The sequence below is a fragment of the Rhodococcus sp. 05-2255-1e genome (genome assembly GCF_002259025.1).
Taxonomy (GTDB): Bacteria; Actinomycetota; Actinomycetes; order Mycobacteriales; family Mycobacteriaceae; genus Rhodococcoides; species Rhodococcoides fascians.
In genome coordinates, this window is record NZ_NOZE01000036.1 from 115,060 (window position 1) to 135,273 (window position 20,214).

At 64.9% G+C, this 20,214-nt stretch carries 19 protein-coding genes; 4 read left to right on the forward strand and 15 right to left on the reverse strand.

Translation table 11 applies throughout. From position 1 onward, the window contains the following. From CH262_RS23010 to CH262_RS23030, 5 genes are all read right to left on the reverse strand, one after another. Nucleotides 1–1,443 (reverse strand): NCS2 family permease, encoded by a 1,443-nt coding sequence (locus tag CH262_RS23010; protein WP_094718507.1) that lies wholly within the window; start codon nt 1,441–1,443, stop codon nt 1–3. Nucleotides 1,444–1,552: 109 nt separating this feature from the next. Then, entirely contained in the window at nt 1,553–3,877 is a 2,325-nt protein-coding gene (locus CH262_RS23015; protein ID WP_256988929.1) for a molybdopterin cofactor-binding domain-containing protein, read from the reverse strand. Next, the gene (locus CH262_RS23020; RefSeq protein WP_032392547.1) at nt 3,874–5,226 is read right to left on the reverse strand and encodes an 8-oxoguanine deaminase; all 1,353 of its coding nucleotides are present in this window, start codon (nt 5,224–5,226) and stop codon (nt 3,874–3,876) included. The genes CH262_RS23015 and CH262_RS23020 overlap by 4 nt, the downstream gene beginning before the upstream one ends. Further along, nucleotides 5,223–5,696, reverse strand: coding sequence for a (2Fe-2S)-binding protein (locus CH262_RS23025; protein ID WP_032378620.1), 474 nt, complete (start codon nt 5,694–5,696; stop codon nt 5,223–5,225). Before CH262_RS23025 ends, CH262_RS23020 begins: the two co-directional genes overlap by 4 nt. A gap of 2 nt (nt 5,697–5,698) precedes the next feature. Next, on the reverse strand, nt 5,699–6,565 hold the full coding sequence (locus CH262_RS23030; RefSeq protein WP_094718508.1) for an FAD binding domain-containing protein: 867 nt from the start codon (nt 6,563–6,565) through the stop codon (nt 5,699–5,701). 90 nt (nt 6,566–6,655) lie between these two features. On the opposite strand from CH262_RS23030, the gene CH262_RS23035 reads away from it, so the two are divergent. Next, nucleotides 6,656–8,221 carry a PucR family transcriptional regulator gene (locus CH262_RS23035; RefSeq protein WP_094718509.1) on the forward strand — a complete coding sequence of 522 codons (1,566 nt, stop codon included), beginning with the start codon at nt 6,656–6,658 and terminating at the stop codon, nt 8,219–8,221. Nucleotides 8,222–8,260: 39 nt separating this feature from the next. After that, nucleotides 8,261–8,557, forward strand: a complete 297-nt coding sequence (locus tag CH262_RS23040) for a putative quinol monooxygenase (protein WP_032367731.1) — start codon at nt 8,261–8,263, stop codon at nt 8,555–8,557. On the opposite strand, the gene CH262_RS23045 is transcribed toward CH262_RS23040, so the two are convergent. The 4 genes from CH262_RS23045 to CH262_RS23060 are packed head-to-tail and all read right to left on the reverse strand — an operon-like array spanning nt 8,535 to nt 14,629. Beyond that, a complete protein-coding gene (locus tag CH262_RS23045; RefSeq protein ID WP_256988931.1) occupies nt 8,535–10,355 on the reverse strand; it encodes a bifunctional diguanylate cyclase/phosphodiesterase in 1,821 nt (606 codons plus the stop codon). The two genes, CH262_RS23040 and CH262_RS23045, sit on opposite strands and share 23 nt — an antisense overlap. A gap of 55 nt (nt 10,356–10,410) precedes the next feature. After that, nucleotides 10,411–12,780 (reverse strand): lysylphosphatidylglycerol synthase transmembrane domain-containing protein, encoded by a 2,370-nt coding sequence (locus CH262_RS23050; RefSeq protein ID WP_032367732.1) that lies wholly within the window; start codon nt 12,778–12,780, stop codon nt 10,411–10,413. 9 nt (nt 12,781–12,789) lie between these two features. Continuing rightward, on the reverse strand, nt 12,790–13,377 hold the full coding sequence (locus CH262_RS23055) for a GNAT family N-acetyltransferase (protein WP_032367733.1): 588 nt from the start codon (nt 13,375–13,377) through the stop codon (nt 12,790–12,792). After that, complete coding sequence (locus CH262_RS23060; protein ID WP_094718510.1) at nt 13,346–14,629, reverse strand: MFS transporter; 1,284 nt, start codon at nt 14,627–14,629, stop codon at nt 13,346–13,348. The genes CH262_RS23055 and CH262_RS23060 overlap by 32 nt, the downstream gene beginning before the upstream one ends. A gap of 87 nt (nt 14,630–14,716) precedes the next feature. On the opposite strand from CH262_RS23060, the gene CH262_RS23065 reads away from it, so the two are divergent. Then, nucleotides 14,717–15,031 (forward strand): ArsR/SmtB family transcription factor, encoded by a 315-nt coding sequence (locus CH262_RS23065; RefSeq protein WP_027495157.1) that lies wholly within the window; start codon nt 14,717–14,719, stop codon nt 15,029–15,031. A gap of 34 nt (nt 15,032–15,065) precedes the next feature. Then, entirely contained in the window at nt 15,066–16,235 is a 1,170-nt protein-coding gene (locus CH262_RS23070; protein WP_094718521.1) for a macrolide family glycosyltransferase, read from the forward strand. Here the strand turns inward: CH262_RS23070 and CH262_RS23075 are convergent. The 6 genes from CH262_RS23075 to CH262_RS23100 all read right to left on the reverse strand — a co-directional run bounded on the left by CH262_RS23075 (nt 16,228) and on the right by CH262_RS23100 (nt 20,170). After that, entirely contained in the window at nt 16,228–16,686 is a 459-nt protein-coding gene (locus tag CH262_RS23075) for a hypothetical protein (RefSeq protein ID WP_094651302.1), read from the reverse strand. The genes CH262_RS23070 and CH262_RS23075 overlap by 8 nt on opposite strands. 19 nt (nt 16,687–16,705) lie before the next feature. Next, nucleotides 16,706–17,029 (reverse strand): hypothetical protein, encoded by a 324-nt coding sequence (locus CH262_RS23080; RefSeq protein WP_027495160.1) that lies wholly within the window; start codon nt 17,027–17,029, stop codon nt 16,706–16,708. A gap of 57 nt (nt 17,030–17,086) precedes the next feature. Beyond that, nucleotides 17,087–17,830, reverse strand: coding sequence for an AIM24 family protein (locus CH262_RS23085; protein ID WP_032367735.1), 744 nt, complete (start codon nt 17,828–17,830; stop codon nt 17,087–17,089). Nucleotides 17,831–17,839: 9 nt separating this feature from the next. Next, nucleotides 17,840–18,517 (reverse strand): AIM24 family protein, encoded by a 678-nt coding sequence (locus CH262_RS23090; RefSeq protein WP_027495162.1) that lies wholly within the window; start codon nt 18,515–18,517, stop codon nt 17,840–17,842. Between the two features lies 1 nt (nt 18,518). Then, nucleotides 18,519–19,127: an AIM24 family protein gene (locus CH262_RS23095; protein WP_027495163.1), complete on the reverse strand. Its 609-nt coding sequence runs from the start codon at nt 19,125–19,127 to the stop codon at nt 18,519–18,521. A 65-nt stretch (nt 19,128–19,192) separates the two neighbouring features. Continuing rightward, nucleotides 19,193–20,170: an LLM class F420-dependent oxidoreductase gene (locus CH262_RS23100; protein WP_179275088.1), complete on the reverse strand. Its 978-nt coding sequence runs from the start codon at nt 20,168–20,170 to the stop codon at nt 19,193–19,195. Between the last annotated feature and the right edge of the window lie 44 nt (nt 20,171–20,214).

Here is a 20,214-nt window from a genome sequence, read left to right on the forward strand (position 1 = left end):
TTACGAGATTCCCAACGCTTCTTCGATGGGGTGCAGGGCGAAATAGATCAGGAAGATCCCCGACATCAGGTACAGCAGCCAATGCGTCTCGCGTGCTTTGCCTTTGGCGAGCCGGACGACGGTGTATGCGATGACGCCAGCGGCGACTCCGACGGTGATCGAATACGTGAAGGGCATGAGCACGATCGTCAGGAAGGCAGGAATCGCGATATCGGTGTTCTGCCAATCGATCTTGCGTACGTGCGTCATCATCAGTGCACCGACCAGAACCAGAGCGGGAGCGGCTGCACCCACCGGTACGACCCCCGCCAGTGGCGTGAAGAAGATCAAACTCGTCAGCATGCCACCGGTCACGATACTGGCGAGACCGGTTCTCGCACCCTCGGTCACACCGGCCGCGGATTCCACCACAGCAGTGTTCGCCGAACCGTTGATCGCACCGCCGACGATGGCTCCGATGCCGTCGACGGTCAGAATGCGGCTCAACCCTGGCATCTTGCCCTGCTTGTCGACCAGGCCCGCTTCTTCGCCGACTCCGAGGATCGTGCCCATGGCGTCGAAGAATCCCGAGAGTACGAGCGTGAACAGGACGACCGAGGCTGTCACGACACCTGCTCGGGCGAACCCGCCGAACAAGTCGACATTGAACAACAGATCGAATTGTGGTGTGGCGACAATGGAATCGGGCACCTTGGGCACCACCGGCCCCCACGCCTTCGGATCGATGTCGAAGACGGCATTGAGTACGATCGCCAGATTGGTGGCGACGAAGATCCCGATCAGCATCGCACCGGGCACTCGGCGGACGAACAACATGATCATCAGGATCAGACCGACGCAGAACACGAACACGGGCCACCCGGCCAACTTGCCGAACGTGCCGAGAGTGACTGCGGTGGAGGCGGCTTCGTGATGACCGACGAAACCGGCGTCGACCAATCCGATAAGGGCGATGAACGCGCCGATGCCGACCCCGATCGCCTGCTTGAGCACCAGGGGAATGGCGTCCATGATGAGCTGCCGGACCCCGGTGAGAGCGAAGACGACGATGACGACGCCTTCGAGCACCACCAGACCCATCGCCTGCGGCCACGTCATGTACGGCGCAGCCTGGAACACCACGATGGGTGTCACACCGAGTCCGGCCGCCATCGCGAGGGGCGCGTTACCGACAACTCCCATCAGGATCGTCGTCAGGCCGGCGGACAGAGCGACCATGGTCGACAGTTGTGCCGCATCGAGCGTCGCACCCGTGACATCACGGGCATCGCCGATGATCAACGGAATGAGAACGATCAGGTACGCCATGGCCACGAATGTGGTCACACCACCGCGGATCTCGCGCGAGATGGTGGAGCCACGACCCGTGATGTCGAAGAACTTGTCGATCTGGGATCGACCTCGTCCGCTCCGACGGGTGCTGGGTATGTGTACATCGGTCATGATCGGCCCTCCCAGGGCGTGATCAACCTTGCCGGGCGTCGGGCCGGGCCGACGTGCCGGGGGAGTTGGCGTCGGTGCGGTTGTGCCCTGGAAGGTTTCGTCGAATGAATCAGGGGTTGATGATGTGTTCGGGTCGAACAGGAACGCGCGTCAACGCGAGCCCGGTGGCGTTTCGGATGGCAGCGACGACGGCCGGCGTCGACGAGAGGGTGGGTGGCTCGCCCGCACCGCGAAGACCATACGGTGCCAATGGATCCGGATTCTCGAGGATGTCCAGCTTCATGGGCGGCATGTCGAGAATCGTTGGGATGAGGTAGTCGGTGAACGACGGGTTCTTCACCAAACCGTCGACGACGACGATCTCCTCCATCACCGCAAGACCGAGCCCCTGGGCTGTGCCGCCGTGGATCTGGCCTTCGAGCGAGAGTCGGTTGAGGATCTTGCCGACGTCCTGGACGGCGGCCATCTCGACCACCTTCACGAGCCCGAGATCGACGTCGACGTCCACCACGGCGCGATGGACACACAGGGCGAGCTGGGTGTGGCTCGCGCCCTGCCCGGTCACCGGATCCATTCCGCTGGTGGGGCGATGGTGGAATTCGCGCGTCTGCTCGATGACGCGGTCGCCGAGTACATCCTCGATCGTCGCCAGCACACCGTCGGTGGCCGAGACGATCTTTCCGCCGTCGAGGCTCAGGTCGGCCACTGCGCGCCCGAGGTACAGGCCGGCAAGGACGAACACCGCCTCGCGGACGGCCTCGCACGCGGTCTTGACGGCACCACCGGTCATGTACGACTGCCGTGACGCCGAGGACGATCCCGCGTTGCCGACCTTGGTGTCGGCCGGGTGGATGACGACCTTCGTGACGCCGAGTTCGGTGCGCGCGATCTGCGCTTCCAGCGTCACGAGTCCCTGGCCCACCTCGGCGGCAGCGGTGTGGACCAATGCCGTTGCCTCACCGCCGATCACTTCGAGACGGACGCGAGCAGTGGAGTAGTCGTCGTAGTTCTCGGAGAAGCAGATGTTCTTGATGCCGACGCCGTATCCGATCCCGCGTACGACGCCTTCGCCGTGGGTGGTCTGCGATGCCCCACCCGGCAGATTACGGATGTCCGACGCGTCCACGGGGGCCGGCAGTTCCATGGCCTCGGCTCGCGCGAGCATCTCGGCCAGTGGGGCAGGTGCTTCGATGACCTGGCCGGTGGCCAGGATCGATCCCTGCCTGACGGCGTTGATCTGCCGGATTGCCACGGGTCCGATGCCGCAGGCCTCACCGAGCTTGTCCATCATCGACTCGTACGCGAAACATGCCTGCACTGCGCCGAATCCGCGCATCGCGCCACACGGCGGGTTGTTGGTGTACACCCCGTACGCGTCGATCTCGATGTTGGGGATGACGTACGGTCCGACGCCCAGCGATGCCGCATTGCCGACGACGTTGAGGGTAGCGGAGGTGTACGCCCCGCCGTCGAGGATGATCTCGACGTCGGCGAACAGGAGCTTGCCGTCACGGGTGGCGCCGTACTCGTAATGCATCTGCGCCGGATGCCGGTGTACGTGCCCGAAGAACGACTCGTAACGGTTGTAGACGATCTTGACGGGCTTGCCGGTGTGCATGGCGAGCATCGCCGCGTGGATCTGCATCGAGAGGTCCTCGCGGCCACCGAATGCACCGCCGACTCCGGCGAGCGTCATCCTGATCTTTTCCTCGGGCAGTCCGAGGCACGGACCGATCTGGGCGAGGTCGTTGTGCATCCACTGGGTCGCGACGTACAGGTCGATTCCGCCGTCCTCGGCCGGAACAGCCAGTCCCGATTCGGGTCCGAGGAATGCCTGATCCTGGATCCCGACGGCGAAGTCGCTGCTGACGATCACATCCGCGCGGGCACGGGCGGCGGCGACGTTGCCGACACGCACCGGCTGATGGCGCGCCACTCCGCCGCGTTCCTGCACCTTCGGGTAGTCCGGATCCAGAGCCGCGCGTCGAGCGTCGGTCAGGGGCTCGAGTACGTCGTAGACCACAACGATCTTTTCCATTGCGCGCCGGGCGGTTTCGGGATGGTCGGCCGCGATCAGAGCAATGGGCTCACCCTCGTGCCGTACCTCGTCGAAGGCCAGTACCGGCTGGTCCCACGTGTGGTCGAGTCCGAAGCACTTGCGTCCCGGTACGTCGTCGTGGGTGAGCACCGCCTCGACGCCGGGCGTTGCCAACGCCTTCGAGATGTCGACCGAAACGATCTTCGCACGCGGATGCGGGCTGCGAAGCGTTGCGCCCCAGAGCATGCCGTCGATGAACAGATCCGAGGAATATGCGAACTCGCCCTTGACCTTCAACGTTCCGTCGGGCCGGAGCGGGCTGTCGCCTACGCGACCGCGGCCCGGGGCGGGGATATCGGCGGGTACTTGCCGGGGTGTAGTGGTCGGGGCGCTCACAGCACGTCCTCCGCGAGTTTCATGAGGCGACGGTGCGCATCGGCTCCGGCGCGGCCTATTTCGTCCTGTGGGGCGCTGGTCAGGACGTCGTTCTCGACGATCGTCCGTCCGCCCACCATCAAGCGAGCCAGCGGTGGCGTCTGCCCGTAGGCGAACGCGACGACTGGGTCGTCCACCGCCGAGTAGAAACCATCGGTGCGCCAGATCGCGATGTCGGCCAGCTTGCCGACCTCGAGCGAACCGATCTCGCTCTGCCGGCCCAGTACCGTTGCGCCGCCCAGGGTTCCGATCTCGAGTGCCTGACGCGCGGTCAGTGCTGTCGGGCCGTACTTGGCTCGCTGCATGTACATCGCCTGGCGGACCTCGCCGGCAAGCGGCACCATCTCGGCCGAAGCGGAACCGTCCACACCGAGGCCGACGGGTGCGCCGGCCGCGAGCAGGTCCGAGATCCGCGCGATGCCTGCGCCCAGACGTGCATTGGAACTCGGGCAGTGCGCAGTGCCGGTGCCGGTGGCCGCCATCTTCGCGATGTCGGAGTCGTGCAGGTGCACCGCGTGGGCGAACCACACGTCGTCACCGAGCCAGCCGACCTGCTCCATGTACTCGACCGGGGTGCAGTTCATCTGGGCCAGGCAGTGCTCCTCCTCGTCGAGGGTCTCGGCCAAGTGAGTATGCAGCCGAACACCTTTCGCGCGAGCGAGCCCGGCGGACTCCACAAGTAGCTCTTTGCTGATGGAGAACGGCGAACACGGCGCGACCGCGATGCGAAGCATCGAACCGAAGGAGGCATCGTGATAGGTGTCGATGGCGTCGGAGGTAGCGGTGAGGATGTCGTCGAGCGACTCGACCACCTCGTCCGGCGGCAATCCGCCGTCGGACACACCCCGGTCCATCGAGCCGCGGCACGGTTGGAACCGCACACCGATGCGCTGGGCCGCGTCGATCTCGGCGGCGAACAGGTCGCCTCGTCCCTTGGGGAAGATGTAGTGATGATCGGTACTGGTGGTACAGCCCGATTTCGCGAGCCATCCCAGCCCGGCTGCGGCAGCACCACCGACCACCTCGGCGTCCATCTTGGACCATGGCTTGTAGAGTGCGACAAGCCATTCGAAGAGTGTGTTGTCCTTGGCCAGGCCCTGGGACGCCCACTGGTACAGGTGATGGTGAGTGTTCACCAGGCCGGGGGTGACGAGACAGCCGGAGGCGTCGATCGTCTCGGCCCCGGGGATGATCGGTGCCGTGCCCGATCCGATGGCGCTGATCGTGGTGCCCTCGACGACGAGGTAGCCGTTCGGGATTTCGTCACCGACGATGGGTGCGATGTAGGCACCCGAGATGACAGTGGTCATTTTGCCTCGGCCTTTCGTGTCGCAGCGAGCCGAACCGCATCCAGAATCTTCTCGTATCCCGTACAGCGGCAGAGGTTTCCGGCGAGAGACTCACGAATCTCGACGTCCGACGGGTTGGGAACACGCTCGATGAGATCGTGCGCCTGGACTACGAGTCCGGGGGTGCAGAAGCCGCACTGGACGGCTCCGCACTCGACGAACGCCTCCTGCATCGGGTCCAGCTTGTCGCCGTCGGCGAGGCCTTCGACGGTACGGATCTCGCGGCCCTCGACCTGTCCGGCGGCCACCAGGCAGGCGCACGCCGGGATACCGTCGAGATAGACCGTGCACGAACCGCATTCCCCTTGTTCGCACGCGTTCTTCGATCCGGGCAGTCCCATGCGCTCGCGCAGTAGGTACAGCAGACTTTCGCCCTCCCAGACGTCGTCGGCTTCCATGTCTTTTCCGTTGATGGTGCAGTTGACTCGCATGTTCAGGCCACCTTCCGTGCAGCTGTCAGGTCTCGCCATGCCCAGCCCAGCGTTCGCCGGGCCATCACGGACAGGGCGTGCTTGCGGTAATCGGCAGTGCCACGTACGTCGTCGATGGGACTTGCTGCCGCACTGACCAACCGACCGAACTCCTCCGATACCCGAGGATCGAGGGCGCCGTCCCACTCGAGTTCGGCCGCGAGGTAGTTCTCGGCATCGTAAGCCCGCCGCGGCGTCGGCGCAGCGGAGCCGAGACCGGTGCCGACGCGGCCGTCCTGTGGAAACAGTGCGATGGAGAACGAGCACACGGCGATGACCATCGCGTTACGGGTGCCGATCTTCGAGAAGTATTGCGGCCCAGCAGCCGGCGCAACGTGAAAGGCTCGGATCAACTCGTCCGGCTCGCACGAATTGCGCTTGACGCCGACGTAGAACTCGGTGGCCGGGATCATCCGCACTCCGCGCTCGGCCGATTCCACTTCCACGGTCGCGCCTGCAGCGAGCAGGGGCGCGTGCAGATCGCCTGCCGGTGACGCGCCCCCGAGATTGCCGCCGACGGTGCCACGATTGCGGATCTGCGGCGAGCCGACGGTGCGCGACGCCTGCGCTATCCCGGGAAGGCGATCGCCGAGCTCGGCAATGATGCGGACGTACGGCACGCCTGCCCCGACGCGCAGGGTGCCGTCGGCGAGCTCTTCCCATTCGGTGAGTTCGGTGATCGGGTTCAGGTCGAGCAATCCACCCGGCCGGTGCAGGTCGAAGTTCATCTCGACCATGACGTCGGTGCCGCCCTGAATGGGGACGACGTCGACGTCGCCGGCTTTGGCGGCCAACGCGTCGCTCCAGGTCTGTGGTCGTAGAAATTCCATCGTGCTGCTCTCCGCTCACGTGTCTTTCGGTCGTGTTCACCCAGTACAGCCGCCGGCGGTGCTGGGAACGAGGGACAGGAACGACGAAGTATGACGACGATCACAGTGCTACTTTTGGAGGATCCTACGAAGAGCGAGGTCGATGTCACCGTGCGGTTGCGTGATCTGGCCGATTTGCCCGACCTGATGCTCCAGCCGATCGTCACACCGGATCATTTCGACCCGACGATCCGGTGGGTCGTCACCACCGACATGCTCGATCCGAGTCGGTACCTCAACGGCGGAGAACTGGTGCTGACCGGGTTGATGTGGCGGACCGGGCCCGCGGATTCGCAGACCTTCGTCCGGGCGGTCTCCAAGGCGGGCGTGTCGGCACTGGCGGCCTCCGACGGCGGTGTGGTTCCCGACGACTTGGTCGCCGCATGCCGCGAGCACGGACTGCCGCTGTTCCGGGTCCCGGCCGACATCGCGTTCGCGACGGTCACCGAGAGCGTCGTCCGGCAGCTGTCCACGGCACGAGCATCGGATCTGAGCCTCGTGCTGGATCGGCATCGTCGCCTGGTGGCGAGTGCTGGGCCCGGTGGAGGCCTCGGTCCGCTGCTGGACATGGTGAGTTCGGATCTGGGCATGAAGTGCTGGGTCGTCACGTCGTCGGGACGCGTCCTCGCCGGATCGGACGGCCCACCCGACACCGAGGCGCTCGCGCAGGAGTTCATGACCGCCGTTCGGTTACCGAAATTCAGCCGAGAGCATCGTGTGTCGATCTTTCCGGTCGACGGGGAGGCGTCACCTCGGGTGGTGGACTGGTTCGTCGCCTTCGAAAGTGATTGGCAGACATGGGATGCGCCGAGAATTTCACTGGCCGGGCAGCTGGCGTCGATCGTCGCGGTCGAACGCAGCCGGGCCGATGACCGTCGCACCGGTTCGGCCATCCTGGCGCAGGAGTTCGTCAAATCGATCGTCGGTGGCGCGTTGCCCACCGACATCGTGGCGCAGATGGGCATCATCGGTCTCGACGTCGAAACTCGGTATGCTGCAATCGCTGCCGCAACATCGGGAGAGACGGTTCGACTCGGTGAGCTGCGACCGCTGCTCGGCGAAATCGTGGCTCCGCTCGACATCACCGTCGCCACTGTCGACGGTGAGGCGATCGCGCTGATCGACGCCGCAGCCGACCGGACCGAAGCGGTCAGGTCGGCGGTCCGTGCTCTGATGCCAGGGTTGGCCGGAAGCGGCATCTCGATCGGTGTCAGTGCTCCCGCCGCGCCCGGTGATCTGCGGAGCGCGATCGAAGAGGCGCGCTACGGCCGCCGCCTCGCCGAGCGTCGGGGCGGCGACTGCGCCGTCGTCGGGCACGACGAACTCGCTACGCTGACAATACTTCTCGCCAACGTCCCCGACGACGTTCGACGCATGTTCACGGCTCGCCTGCTCGCCCCGCTCACCGAGTACGACGCCCAACACCACACCGATCTCATCGCCACGCTGTCGGTGTATCTCGACACCAACGGTGCGTGGACACGGTGCGCCGAGCACCTGCACATGCACGTCAACTCGGTCCGATACAGAATTGCGCGCATCGAGGAACTCACCGGACGGGACCTGTCGCGCCTCGAGGACCGGATCGAGTTCTATCTGGCACTGCGATTGAGATGAGTCTGCGACGCGCTCGCGGAGCGGGTCTAGGGTGACGGTATGGCTCTCATTGCACTGTTGGATCTGACGTTCAAGCCCGAATCCCTTGCCGAAGCACGGGCGCTGCTGCGGACCGTCCTCGCGGACACCCGCGCGTTCGAGGGGTGCCTCGGCGTCGAGGTGTGGGTCGACGAAGAGAACGAAGCGCACGTCGTCGCGCACGAGACGTGGGAGTCGGCGGAGGCCGACGCGAAGTACCGCGAGTTCCGCGCCGGACCGGGCAAGATCGTCGAATTGCCGCCGCTGCTCGCCGCAGCACCGTCGTTGACGAAATTCACCGTCGATTCCTCGGTGTAGCGGATTCGTCGATCCGGCCACCGGCCACGGTGGCCGGTTGTGGTCGACCGGTGAGGAACCCCTGCACCATGTCGGCACCGAGATCGGCCGCCACCCGCAATTCCGCGTCGGTCTCGACACCCTCCATGATCACGCCGGCACCGATCTGTCGGGCGAAGTCGATGATCGCCGTGGCCGCGGCGCGACGGAACGAGTCCCGGTCGATTCCGTGCACGAGTGCGTAGTCGATCTTGAGGGTGTCGGGCCTGAGTTCGACGATGTGGCGCATACCCGCGAATCCGGCTCCGACGTCGTCGATGGAGATCTGAACTCCGGCGTCGCGCAGGCTCTCGATGGCGCGGGTGACCGCACGGTAGTCGTCGACGCGTTCGTGCTCGGTGATCTCGAGGTGGAAGGTTCGGGTTGCCAGATGCGGACGCAACCGGTCGAGTAGGTCGGTGGTGCGGATGGTGTCGGCCGACGCATTGAGCGACACGAACGGCCCCGGTGGCAGCAGGTGAACATCCGCCAATGCCTGTTCCAGCGCTGCGCGTTCGAGCCGTGGACCGACGCCGGCCTCGGCTGCGGCGCGGTACCACGACAGGGGCGATCCGTGGCCGAACGGGAACCGCGACAGTGCCTCGTAGCCGACGGTCGAACCGGTGACCGTGTCGCAGATGGGCTGAAAAAAGATGTCGGGACCGCCGGATTCGATGAGCGCATCGATTCTCTGCCTGGCCTGTTCGCGGGCGTCCGCTGCGGACAGTCCCGTCTCCGGAAACTTTCCCGAGGTCCGTGCTTTGAAGCGATACATCTCGATGTCGGCGAGAGCGATCAACCGTCGGACCAGGACATGTAGGCCGGTGTCGGCGGGTGGCGTCTCCACGGCCGAGCCCACACTGGTGGTGAACGGCGGGCCGTCGAACGATTCCTCCAGCGAAGCGCGAATCCTGTTGTCCGATTCGGCGATCGACTCTCTGGTTCCGACGCTGACGACCACGAACTCGTCGCCGCCGAGTCGTGCGACCGCGGACTTGTCCCCCACCGCAGAGGACAGGCGACGGGCGACCTCGACGAGCACTGCGTCACCGGAGGGATGGCCGAACCTGTCGTTGATGTGCTTGAACCGATCGATGTCGAGGACGGTCACCCCGACCGCTTGCTGTGCGCGATCCTCTGCTGGGGACAGGCGCAACGAGTCGACGGTATCGAGTAGCCCACGTCGGTTCCACAGGCCGGTCAACGGATCTCGCAATGCCCTCGCCGCGCTCGTTCGCAGCTGACCGATGTACGACTTGATCATGAAGGGGGCGGCGTAGAGGGATCCGATGGTGACCATCCGAGAAGTGGTGGACCATGGATCGGCGCCCTCCGAGACAGCCAGAGCGGCGAGGCCCGCGAGGGTCAGTGCGCCGATTGCCAAGTGAATCAACATGACACGGTGCGAGCTCGCGACGACGATGAACGCTGCGACGATCGAGAACATCGCGCAGCCCGGCATCGCATCGAAGTGCGTTTGGAAGGCGAACAGAACGGTCACGATACCGACGTCGGCGTAGAGGATGTAGACGATCGCCATTCTCGGGGACGCCCACGGCCGGAGGTACCAGGCAATCGCCACCGGCACCGTGGTGACGGACGCCAGGAGCACGGCGATCGACATGGGGTCGGAGAACTGACCGGCTGGGACCATCAGGGCCCCGGCGAGGCCGAACGTGAGCGTCATTCCGCTGATGAACAGCCGCACCCAGCGTTCCTCCGCGGTGGGTGCGAAGTCTCCCGGTTCGGAAATGGTGACGCCCTCCGTAGAACCAGCCACTAACCTGCGTGAACGCTAGCACCCACAACGGGCGCCGTAGTGGGGATGCAGCCGTTCAGACCATGTCGTGCTTGGTGAGCCAGCGCAACGTCGGCCAGCCGAGAAACACCGGTAACCAGCAGGTCAGTACGCGATAGAGCAGCACGGACGGGACTGCGATGGAGGCGGGGAGACCGAACGCGGCAAGCCCGCCGATGAGGGCTGCTTCCACGGCCCCCACACCGCCCGGCGTCGGGGCGGCCGAGGCCAATGTGCCACCGATCATCGTCACCACTGTCACCGTGACGAACGTCGTTCCGCCGCCGAACGCCTCGACACTCGCCCACAGGGCGAGCGCAGCACCCAAAGTGGTTGCGGCACAACCCAGAATGATGATCGAGAACCGTTTCGGGTCGCGGGCGAGTTCGCCGAGCTCGGTGAGCACTTCGGCAACCTGGGGCCGGACGGCCACTTTCAGCCACAGTCGCAGCTTGGGCACGAACATGAAGGTCCCGACGACTCCGAATGCGACGCCGGCGATGAGGTACAGCACGGTGTTGCCCGGCACCATGTTGGACAGCCCCGACGACGTTCCGGCGACGACGCTGAAGAAGATCAACAGGCTGACATGGGTGATCACCTGAACCGACTGTTGCAGTGCCACAGCGGCCGTCGCGCGGACGGTACCCAATCCACCCTTTTGCAGAAAGCGAACGCTCAGGGCCAGGCCACCGACGCCCGCAGGTGTCGTGGTCGCGGCAAAAGTATTCGCTACCTGCATGATCGTCAGATTCCTGAAGCTGACCTTGCCGAATGCGCAGGCCCACAATGCGGCACCCGCACCGATGTAGGTCAGTGCGGAAACGGCCAGACCGAGAAGTGCCCACCACCAGTCGACCGAGCCCAATTCGACGACGAACGCGGGAACTGCACTGATGAACGGGTATGCGACGTAGACCAATCCGATCAGCAACACGAGCGAGATGATCTGGTTGCGGCTGAATCGAGTGACCTGCTCGGCCTCGATCCTCGCGGCACCGGTTTGATCGAGCACTTCGAGCCGGACGGACTTCATCGTCTTTCCTGCATCGGCAACCGACTGGCGGACCCGAAGGGGGATGGCGGACTTGGTCAATCGACCGGACGCCGCGATCACGACGTCGATTCCCAGTACCTCGACGGCCGTGGCCACGGCGCGATGGGAGCCGAAAAGGTCTGCGGTGGTGAGTAAGAGCTGTGCGACGTCGGATTGCATCTGGGCGTCCGACGCGCCGAGTTCTGCGTGCCCGAACCCGCAGAACAGTGCCGCGCCGTTGTGGAGCCGCAGTTCACCCCGATGCAGGTCACCGTGCGAGATCTGGTTCTCGTGCAACGTGTTCAGAGCCGACCAGAGAGCTCTGAGCGCGGCATCGTCGAGCTCGGCCTCGATGGGATCGCCGATGGGCTGGCTGTGCGCGTACAACGTCCAGCCGCGGTCGAGTGCTGCTACCGCCAACGGGTCGCTGCCTGCGGCGTTCATACTCTTGATGGCCAGGCCCATCAACGCGCGATGCTCGACGGCGCGGCGCATGGACGCATGCAACGGCGCTGTCTCGCTGCCGCGCCGGGTGATCCATCGCCAGAACTGGCGCAGCGCACCACCACTGCGCTGGTTCTGTCCGTAGAGTTCGACCACCACATCGGCGTCCGGGGTGTGTGCGTTCAACACCAACGGGCCCGGGCCCGCAGGGCGCACGACGGTGAAGCTGCGGACGTCGACGCCCCGGCTGCGGAACAGGCGCACGGCCGCGTCGAGTGGAACCTCCAGTGCCGGAGTGCCGACCAGCAGCACGATGATCGCACCGACGAGCCAACCGACGGCCAGCCCGAGCAGCGAACGGGCCGGGACCACCGTGGACACGACCAGGTGTATCGGTACGAAGGCGAGCAGCAGTGCCCACCATGCTCGACGCCACCGCGCGGGCAGGCCCGGTCCCGACACCGTGAGTGCCGCGGCGAGCATGGCGATCCAGCGCGAATCGTCGAGGAATTGCGACAGGAACGTGTCGAGTCGCTCGGGCACGTCCAGGTCCCACGTCGGAGTCGAGATTCCGGTACCGGTGATGGACAGAGCCAGCGCGGCGATCAGAGCTGCGGCCGCGTACCCGGCCAACAGTTTCCATTTACGTCCGGCGATCAGCCCGATCAACACTCCGAACGGGAGGGCGAGGATCGCGACGCCGTAGACGATGTAGACGGCGTTGGACTGATCGGGGCTGAGCACGCCGACGATGTTGGACACCGATTGTTCGAGTGCGTCCCACTGATTTCGGGTGATGAGCGAGCCGGCGATGACCAAGCTCAAGAACACCGAGGCGGCAACGACCCGAATGATGTCACTGGTTCTTCTCACCAGCGGCTGCAGCAGGTTTCCCGCTACGGGAACGTCCCGCCCATCCACGCGCATGGGCTCAACTTACCGTGCGGTACGCCGACGGAGTTCGTTGCGCACGGCGGGCCATTCGGATTCGATGATCGAGAACACGACGGTGTCGCGCAGTGAACCGTCGGCCATGCGTTGGTGATTGCGCAGAATGCCGTCCTGCTTGGCTCCGAGTTTCGCGATGGCCGTCCGCGATTGGAGGTTCATCCAGTGGGTGCGGAATTCCACCGCGATACAACCGAGTTCCTCGAAAGCGTGCGTCAGCAACAGCAGTTTGCTCGACGCGTTGGTACCGGTTCCGTGGGCGGAGCGTGCATTCCAGGTGTACCCGATCTCGACGCGGCGGTTGTTCGCGTCGACGTTGCAGAAGGTCGTCGCGCCGAGGATCTGCCCGGTGTCGTTGCGCCGCAATGTGAATGGAAGCATGGTACCCGCGTCGAGCAGTCCGAGCCGGCGATCGATCTCTGCGGCCATGTCTTCCGGTTTCGGAACGCTCGTGTACCAGAGGTTCCAGAGCTCGCCGTCGCGGGCGGCATCGCACAGCCCCTCGAGGTGGTCGCGGCTCAGCGGCTCGAGGGTCACGAGGTCGTCAGTGAGGGTCACCGGTTGCAGAAAGGACATTGGCCGACGATACGTCCCGGCGTGGTGTTCGCAACAGCGAGAAGATCACCGCCGCGGTGACGACGAGAGCTACGACGACGATCGACACGACCTCGGTGTAGGCGTGCGCGTAGGCGTCGGCAAACCCGGGGCGTCCGGCTGCCGCGGCATCGGCGTCGGCTCGGTCGGGTAGCTCGCCGCGGACCAGGACGGTCAACAACCAGGCATATCCGGCCACCATCAGGGCCTCGCTGCCGATGCGAAACAGGTTCAGCACGCCCGCCGCGGTACCGCTGCTGTGCGGCGGCACCGCAGCCAGTGCCTCGCCGTCCACCAAGCCGATCGGGAGTCCGAATCCGAGCCCCAATGCGATCATCGGGACCACGACGGCACCGAGCGGGACACCTGGTTGCAGCGCCAGCATGCCCAGATTGCCGAGTACGAGGCAGCCGAGGCTGACCAGCACGACGCGAGTGGGGGTGATGGCGTCGAACATGCGGCTCAGGCGGGCAACGGTCAGCGGAGCGAGCAGAACGGGGATGGTCATGGCCAGCATGAACACTCCGGCAAGCCCCGGCGTCAGCGACGCGACAGCGCTCAGCGCAGCGGGCAGATACGTGAGCAGCGTGACGAATCCGATGGCCCCGGCCACCGGAACGAGGCACAGGGCCAGGAATCTCCGGTTGCGCAGTAGCGAGAAATCGAGCAGGCGGTGCGCCGTCGATTCGGTTCGCAGAGCCGGCAGAGCGACAGTTCCGATGGCCGCCGCAGCCAGGACGGCCGCCTGGGCGGCGAACACGCCCCGCCACTCGAACGCCGCGACGAGCAACCCGGAGATGGTGGGCCCGAGTGCCAGACCGAGACCGTTCACGGTGCCGAACAGTGCGAACGCGGTTGCTCTGGCCGTGCCGTGGAAGTGAAGCGAGAGAATGGAAGTGGAGCCCACCAGAACTGCTGCGGCTCCGATGCCCGCGAACACCCGCGCGACATCGAGTAGGTACAACGACGGCGCGACGGCGCTGACCGCACTCGCGACGGCCGTCAGCGCCACCCCGATACGGAACGACGTGCGATGACCGATTCGATCCGACACCGCGCCCCAGACGACGGTGAACAGCGCGAACGCAATGTTGAAGCCGTTGACGACCCACTGCAGAGGCGTCGGATCGGTGCCGAGGTCGCCGGCAATGGCCGGAAGGGCGAGTGCAGTACCCGAGATGGACATCGGTACGACGAATTGAGCCGCGAGTACGACCGGTAGCACTGCCTTCATGTGTCCCCCTGAACCGTAGGTACGATGGTTGTCGTACTAGACCAGGTTTCAAGGTACGGCGCAAGTCGTACCTTGTAGGAGGAGCGCATGGCGGACAAGGACGGGCATCCCGAGCCCGAGGAAATGCAACTGGGTGCGGTGATGTCCGCGTTGGCCGATCCGTTGCGTCGCCAGGTGGTCACCGAACTCGTCGGCGACGACGACGGAGCCGAGCGGACGTGTATGTCGTTCGAGCTCGGTGTCACCAAATCGACTCTGACGCACCATTTTCGAGTGCTACGCGAGGCAGGCCTCGTGTTCCAGGTCGATCGCGGAAACAGTCGCAAAGTGACGCTGCGTCGCCACGAGCTCGAAGAGCGATTCCCCGGTCTGCTCGATCTGATCGCCAACGAAAACCGGTAGCCCCGCACCCTCTTCGCGTCCTACGGTGGGCGGCATGCACTTCGCGATGATCGGCACGACGGCACCGAGTCACATCTACCCCTCGCTTGCCGTCGTCGCCGAATTGGTCCGACGCGGGCATCGTGTCACCTATGCCGTCGGTGAGTCGTTGCGGCACTTGGTGGAACCGGCTGGAGTCGAGGTGGTGGCGTTCCCCTCGATACTTCCCGACGGTGAGGGCTCCTGGCCGGACGACCCGGCGTCGGCGATGCAGGTGTTCCTCGACGAAGCGATCGCGTCCTTTCCCGTGCTCACCGCGTTCTACGACGACGATCAGCCGGATGTGATCCTCTACGACATCGGCGGCCTGACCGCCCCGATCCTCGGCGTCCGGTACGGCGTGACGGCCGTGCAGCTCTCCCCTACATATGTCGCCTGGGACGGCTACGTCGAGGATCTCGGTGACGGGATGACCTCTATCCGCGAGTCGACAACCGGCGTTGCGTATCGCGATACCTATGCGACCTGGTTGCGAGAGAACGACATCGACGCCGACCCGTGGGACTGGATCACGTACCCGGAGCACTGCCTGTCGTTGATCCCGAAAGTGATGCAGCCGAACGCCGATCGAGTCCCCAGCTCGGTGCAGTTCGTCGGCCCGTGTCTCGATCCGGCGCGACTGCACGACCGATCGTGGTCCGCGCCCGAGGGGCCCGTTCTCTACGTATCGTTCGGCACCGGGTACAACGAACGCCCCGACTTCTACCGGCTGTGCATCGAGACGTTCGCGAACACGGACTGGCACGTGGTGATCTCCATCGGCCGACGCGTCGACCCCACCGTACTTGGGGATCTGCCCACGAATGTTGAAGTCCACAAACATGTTCCGCAGCTCGCGGTGCTCGACGCCGCCACCGTGTTCGTCACCCACGCCGGAATGGGTGGGTGCACCGAAGCCCTGTGGTTCGGCGTACCGACAGTTGCCCTACCGCAGGCGGTCGACCAATTCGGCAACGCGGCGATGCTCACCGAACTCGGCGTGGGAGTGCACGTCGACTTCGACGGGATGACGGCGACAGGACTGCGCGACGCCGTCGAACAAGCCCGGGGACTCGCGCCGCGCGCACGTGAGATCAGTGCAGAGGTGCGCGCGCACGGCGGCGTCGACCAGGCCGCGAATGCGATCGAAGCATTCGGTGTCGATGCCGGCGGCGCGGCTACGTAGCCAGCGTCGCCAATTCCTCGAACGTCTCGGCGTACGTGTCGCGGACCTGATCCCAGGAAGCAGTCATGTCCACACTCTCCGGACCGGCGATCGGTACCGCGTATCCGTACTGCGAGCGCGGCACCGGGCTACCGGGCAGAACGAGTACCTGCGTGAACGCTGCAGAATCGGGATTGAACGTCAGAGTGTGCGAGGCGACGTTGCGGCCCCAATCCTCCGACGGCCACGACAGGAAGATCACGTGCCGAGGACTCTCGGCGGGGTCGGTGTACGAGACGTAGCTTCCGTAATGGTCTTCTCCCGGAGACATGATCTTGTACGCGCCGTTGTCGGTGTAGATCAACAACGCCTCGGCGAACGGCTTCTGATCGAACAGTGCGGTGTACCTCAGCGCCTGAACGAACACGGGCCGGCCCAACGGAATCGAGATTGCATCCTGCTGTGTAGTCACGAGAATCAAAGGTACCGACTCAGTCCTCCAGAACGCTGACGCTCACGCCGTAGGGCAAGAAACGAACCCGTCGACGCGGGTCGGTGTTGTCCTTGTGTGCCCGCAACGCATCGAGTTCGGTGGCGTAGAGCTGATCGACCTGCGCCGAGCCGGCATCGTCGACGCTGTAGATCGCCCAGACGCCGTCACCCTTCTGGCCTGTGGTTTCCGGCTCGGGCGGGGCCTTGGGTGCTCCCGTGTTGGCGAACAGCGAGCCGACCACCTCGCGCAGGCCCTCGGTTGCTTCACGCGCGAACTTGTCGAAGTCGTCGGATCCGAATCCGAAGGGTCCCTGGTTGGCCATGGCGCTACCTCCTGAGTGAAACTCCAGTATGCGCGTTTTCTCCGAATGGGCGAGCAGCTACTGCTGCAGTCGGGCCCCGATGGTGTTGTGCAGAGCCCGCAGTGAGTTCTGGCCGAGCGAGACCGTCTGAGATTCGATGTGCCGCAACAGGTGGGTGTCGTTGAGAACCTTCTCGCTCGACTGGATCAGCACCGTGCCGGCACCGGTGAAATCGAACTGACGCTCTTCGCCGCTGTTGGCCCCCAGAAATCCGCGCGCGGCACCGAGGAAGTTCTGCATCCAGGCGGCATCGAAGTGATGCGACGGCGACGGGCAATCCGCCCAACCGACAAGCGCTTCCGGGTCGATGCGTAGTGGCGGCTCGGCGAACATGACCGTGCCGTTGGACGAGGCCAAGAACTTGCCGGTACCGAGCAGGGTCAGGAAGCCGGGCACGATGGACTGCTTGAGGTCCAGAGTCGGCTCGAAGGCCAGCAGATTCGCGGCTCGGATCGTCAGGTTGCCGTCGTCGAGGTCGTAGCTGTTGATGTTGAACCCGCGATCCCCGAGGATCAGCTTGCCTTGCCCCTGCGCCAGCACCCAGTCGTTCGAGTACAGCGGCGACGAGAACCGCGCCGCCACGATGGCGGGCATGGACGTCTGCCCGAGCGGTTCGAAGCGAACATTGCCGTAGTACGCGATCATCGCGCCCTTCGACGTGAACCACGGCTGGCCTGCGAGTTCGACGCAGAACGCGTAATCGTTGCCGGGCACGTTGTCGTTGACCGGCAGGGTGTACGGGGTGTGAATCTCCAAACTCATTGCCGCTCCCTAGAACTTCTGCTCGGACGCCTGCACCCACACGGTGCCCATGCCGGTCATCTTCAACTGAATCGCCTCGCCGCTGCCCTTGCCGACGGCGTCACGCCAACCGACGTTGGCGGAGATGTCGACGTTGATGTTGCCGATGTGGCATACGTACGCCTGCGGATCGACCACGACCATGGGGTTGTTGGGCCCGACCTGCAGCGGAGTCGCGCCGCCGTGCGACAGGACCGCGACGCTGCCCTGCCCGGTGAGTTGCGTCGTGAACAGACCCTGCCCGGTCATGGCACCGCGCACTGCTCCGCGGACGCCGCCCTGGGAGGTGAGGGCAACGATGGAACTCTGCAGGTAGCCGTCGTGCACCAGGAGTCGGTCGGCCTCCACGGTGAGCATGGACGAGCCGTCGAGGTGAATCACTTCGACGTACAGCCCGGCGTGGCCGTAGAAGACCTCGCCCTGACCCTCGGCGGCCATCATCGCCACGTGCTCGCCTGCCATCATGCGGCCGGCCATCCCCGCGACGCCGCTCATGCCGGGCATGGCACCCGCGCCGCCGCCCATGGAATGCGGGACGAACCGGACGTCGCCGGTGTAGTAGAGCATCGATCCGCGTCGAGCGAGCACGCTCTGATTCGGTGCCAGAACGGATTTGACGACTTTGCTGTTGACGAGTTCGAGTGGCACGTCAGCGCTCCTCGGGTTGGATGTAGACGACGCCCTGGCCGTCGAAGCGGAGTGAGAACGCCTCGCCGCTGCCGCCGCCGATCGCGGAGCGCCACGTGACGTCGGTGACGAAGCTCTGGTTGAGCTGTCCGCGATGGGCGACGAAGGCGTCGGGGTCGACGACGAGCGGATACTGCGGATCGACGGCGAGCGCGATGATCGGCCCACCCTTCGACAGCAGCGCCACCGTCCCGGAGCCGCTGACGACGGTGGTGAACAGTCCCTGCCCCGACGTCGCACCACGAAGGCCGGAGAACTTCACGTCCGTCTTCAATTGACCTGTGAGAGCAAGTAATTGAGACGATTCGACGTGCAGGTTGTCGCCTTGCACCTCGACCAGAGTGATGTCCTGGGCGTCGACCGCGAAGTACACCGTGCCTTTGCCGGACACGTCCATCAGCGACAACGACTCGCCGGTCACCTTCTGTTTGAGCGCGGCGCGAAAACCGCCGCCACCGCCCATGCCTGCGCTCTTGAAGGCGACATCGCCTTCGTAGGCAACCATCGAACCCGACATCGCGCGCAGAGAGTCACCGGTCAGGTCTGCGACCAAGACACGGTGCCCGTTCATCCTCAGCTGAGCCACGGGGGAACTATGCCACCGCTCGCACCCCCGCGGCTACTGCTGGAGAAAATCTAGACGAGTGGCTTCAGAGCCTCGCCCGCCAATTCGACGGCACCGGGCTGGTGTCCGTTGGTGATCAGGTTGATGATGACGCCGTCGATGCCCTGATCGAGGACGCGCTTCTGCACCTGCTCGGCGACATCGTCGGGCGTTCCGCAGAAGTGGCGATCGGTGGCCTTCGCTGCGTCCTCCTCGGAGAGATTCGTCAGATCGAGGCCCTGCTTCAGCACGAACTCCCGCTGCAACTCCTTGGCCTTGTCGCCGTCCTCGTCGATGATGACGAAGGCGAGGAAGCTCGTCTCGAGATCCTTCGGATCGCGGTCGACTTCCTCGCAACGGGCCTGAACGGCCGCCATCTTGCGGGGCAGTTCGTTTGCGTCGCAGATGATGTTGAGGTGATCGGCGAACTGTGCGGCCAAGCCGAAGGTCTTCTTCTCGCCGCCACCGCCGAGCATGATCGGCAGATCATCGCGGATGCGGGGCTCGTTCATCGCGTTCTCGACCTGATACCAGAGGCCGTCGAACGTGGGACGCTGGCCGCGCAGCATGGGTTCGATGATCTGCAGGGCCTCGTCGAGGCGCTCGAATCGGTCGGTGAACGTACCGAATTCGAGTCCGAAGCTCTGGTGCTCGAGTTCGTACCAGCCGGCACCGATACCGAGAATGGCCCGGCCGCCGCTGACGACGTCGAGCGTGGTGACGGTCTTGGCCAGGATCGCCGGGTTGCGATACGTATTCCCGGTGACCAAGGCGGAGAGCTGGATGGTGTCTGTAGCCGTCGCGAGCGCCGACAGGGCGGAGTAGGCCTCGAGCATCGGCTCGTCAGGCTTTCCGATTCCGGGAAGTTGGTAGAAGTGATCCATCACGAACGCAGTGTCGAACCCGGCCGCTTCGGCCTCACGCGCCTGCGCGATGACCTGGGGAAAGAGTTCCGCGACCGAACCGTCGTAGCTGAAGTTGGGCATCTGGTAACCGAGGCGAATAGTCACGGGAGCCACGCTACTCGGATATCGGCCCACAGCACGTGGGAGAG

What these genes read in the sequence shown, in the direction of transcription:
- CH262_RS23065 (WP_027495157.1), top strand. Translation starts at nt 14,717, where the DNA reads ATGGCGGACAAGGACGGGCATCCCGAGCCCGAGGAAATGCAACTGGGT.
- CH262_RS23025 (WP_032378620.1), bottom strand. Translation starts at nt 5,696, where the DNA reads ATGCGAGTCAACTGCACCATCAACGGAAAAGACATGGAAGCCGACGAC.
- CH262_RS23010 (WP_094718507.1), bottom strand. Translation starts at nt 1,443, where the DNA reads ATGACCGATGTACACATACCCAGCACCCGTCGGAGCGGACGAGGTCGA.
- CH262_RS23085 (WP_032367735.1), bottom strand. Translation starts at nt 17,830, where the DNA reads ATGAGTTTGGAGATTCACACCCCGTACACCCTGCCGGTCAACGACAAC.
- CH262_RS23055 (WP_032367733.1), bottom strand. Translation starts at nt 13,377, where the DNA reads ATGTCCTTTCTGCAACCGGTGACCCTCACTGACGACCTCGTGACCCTC.
- CH262_RS23070 (WP_094718521.1), top strand. Translation starts at nt 15,066, where the DNA reads ATGCACTTCGCGATGATCGGCACGACGGCACCGAGTCACATCTACCCC.
- CH262_RS23040 (WP_032367731.1), top strand. Translation starts at nt 8,261, where the DNA reads ATGGCTCTCATTGCACTGTTGGATCTGACGTTCAAGCCCGAATCCCTT.
- CH262_RS23060 (WP_094718510.1), bottom strand. Translation starts at nt 14,629, where the DNA reads ATGAAGGCAGTGCTACCGGTCGTACTCGCGGCTCAATTCGTCGTACCG.
- CH262_RS23035 (WP_094718509.1), top strand. Translation starts at nt 6,656, where the DNA reads ATGACGACGATCACAGTGCTACTTTTGGAGGATCCTACGAAGAGCGAG.
- CH262_RS23020 (WP_032392547.1), bottom strand. Translation starts at nt 5,226, where the DNA reads ATGACCACTGTCATCTCGGGTGCCTACATCGCACCCATCGTCGGTGAC.
- CH262_RS23095 (WP_027495163.1), bottom strand. Translation starts at nt 19,127, where the DNA reads ATGAACGGGCACCGTGTCTTGGTCGCAGACCTGACCGGTGACTCTCTG.
- CH262_RS23080 (WP_027495160.1), bottom strand. Translation starts at nt 17,029, where the DNA reads ATGGCCAACCAGGGACCCTTCGGATTCGGATCCGACGACTTCGACAAG.
- CH262_RS23030 (WP_094718508.1), bottom strand. Translation starts at nt 6,565, where the DNA reads ATGGAATTTCTACGACCACAGACCTGGAGCGACGCGTTGGCCGCCAAA.
- CH262_RS23050 (WP_032367732.1), bottom strand. Translation starts at nt 12,780, where the DNA reads ATGCGCGTGGATGGGCGGGACGTTCCCGTAGCGGGAAACCTGCTGCAG.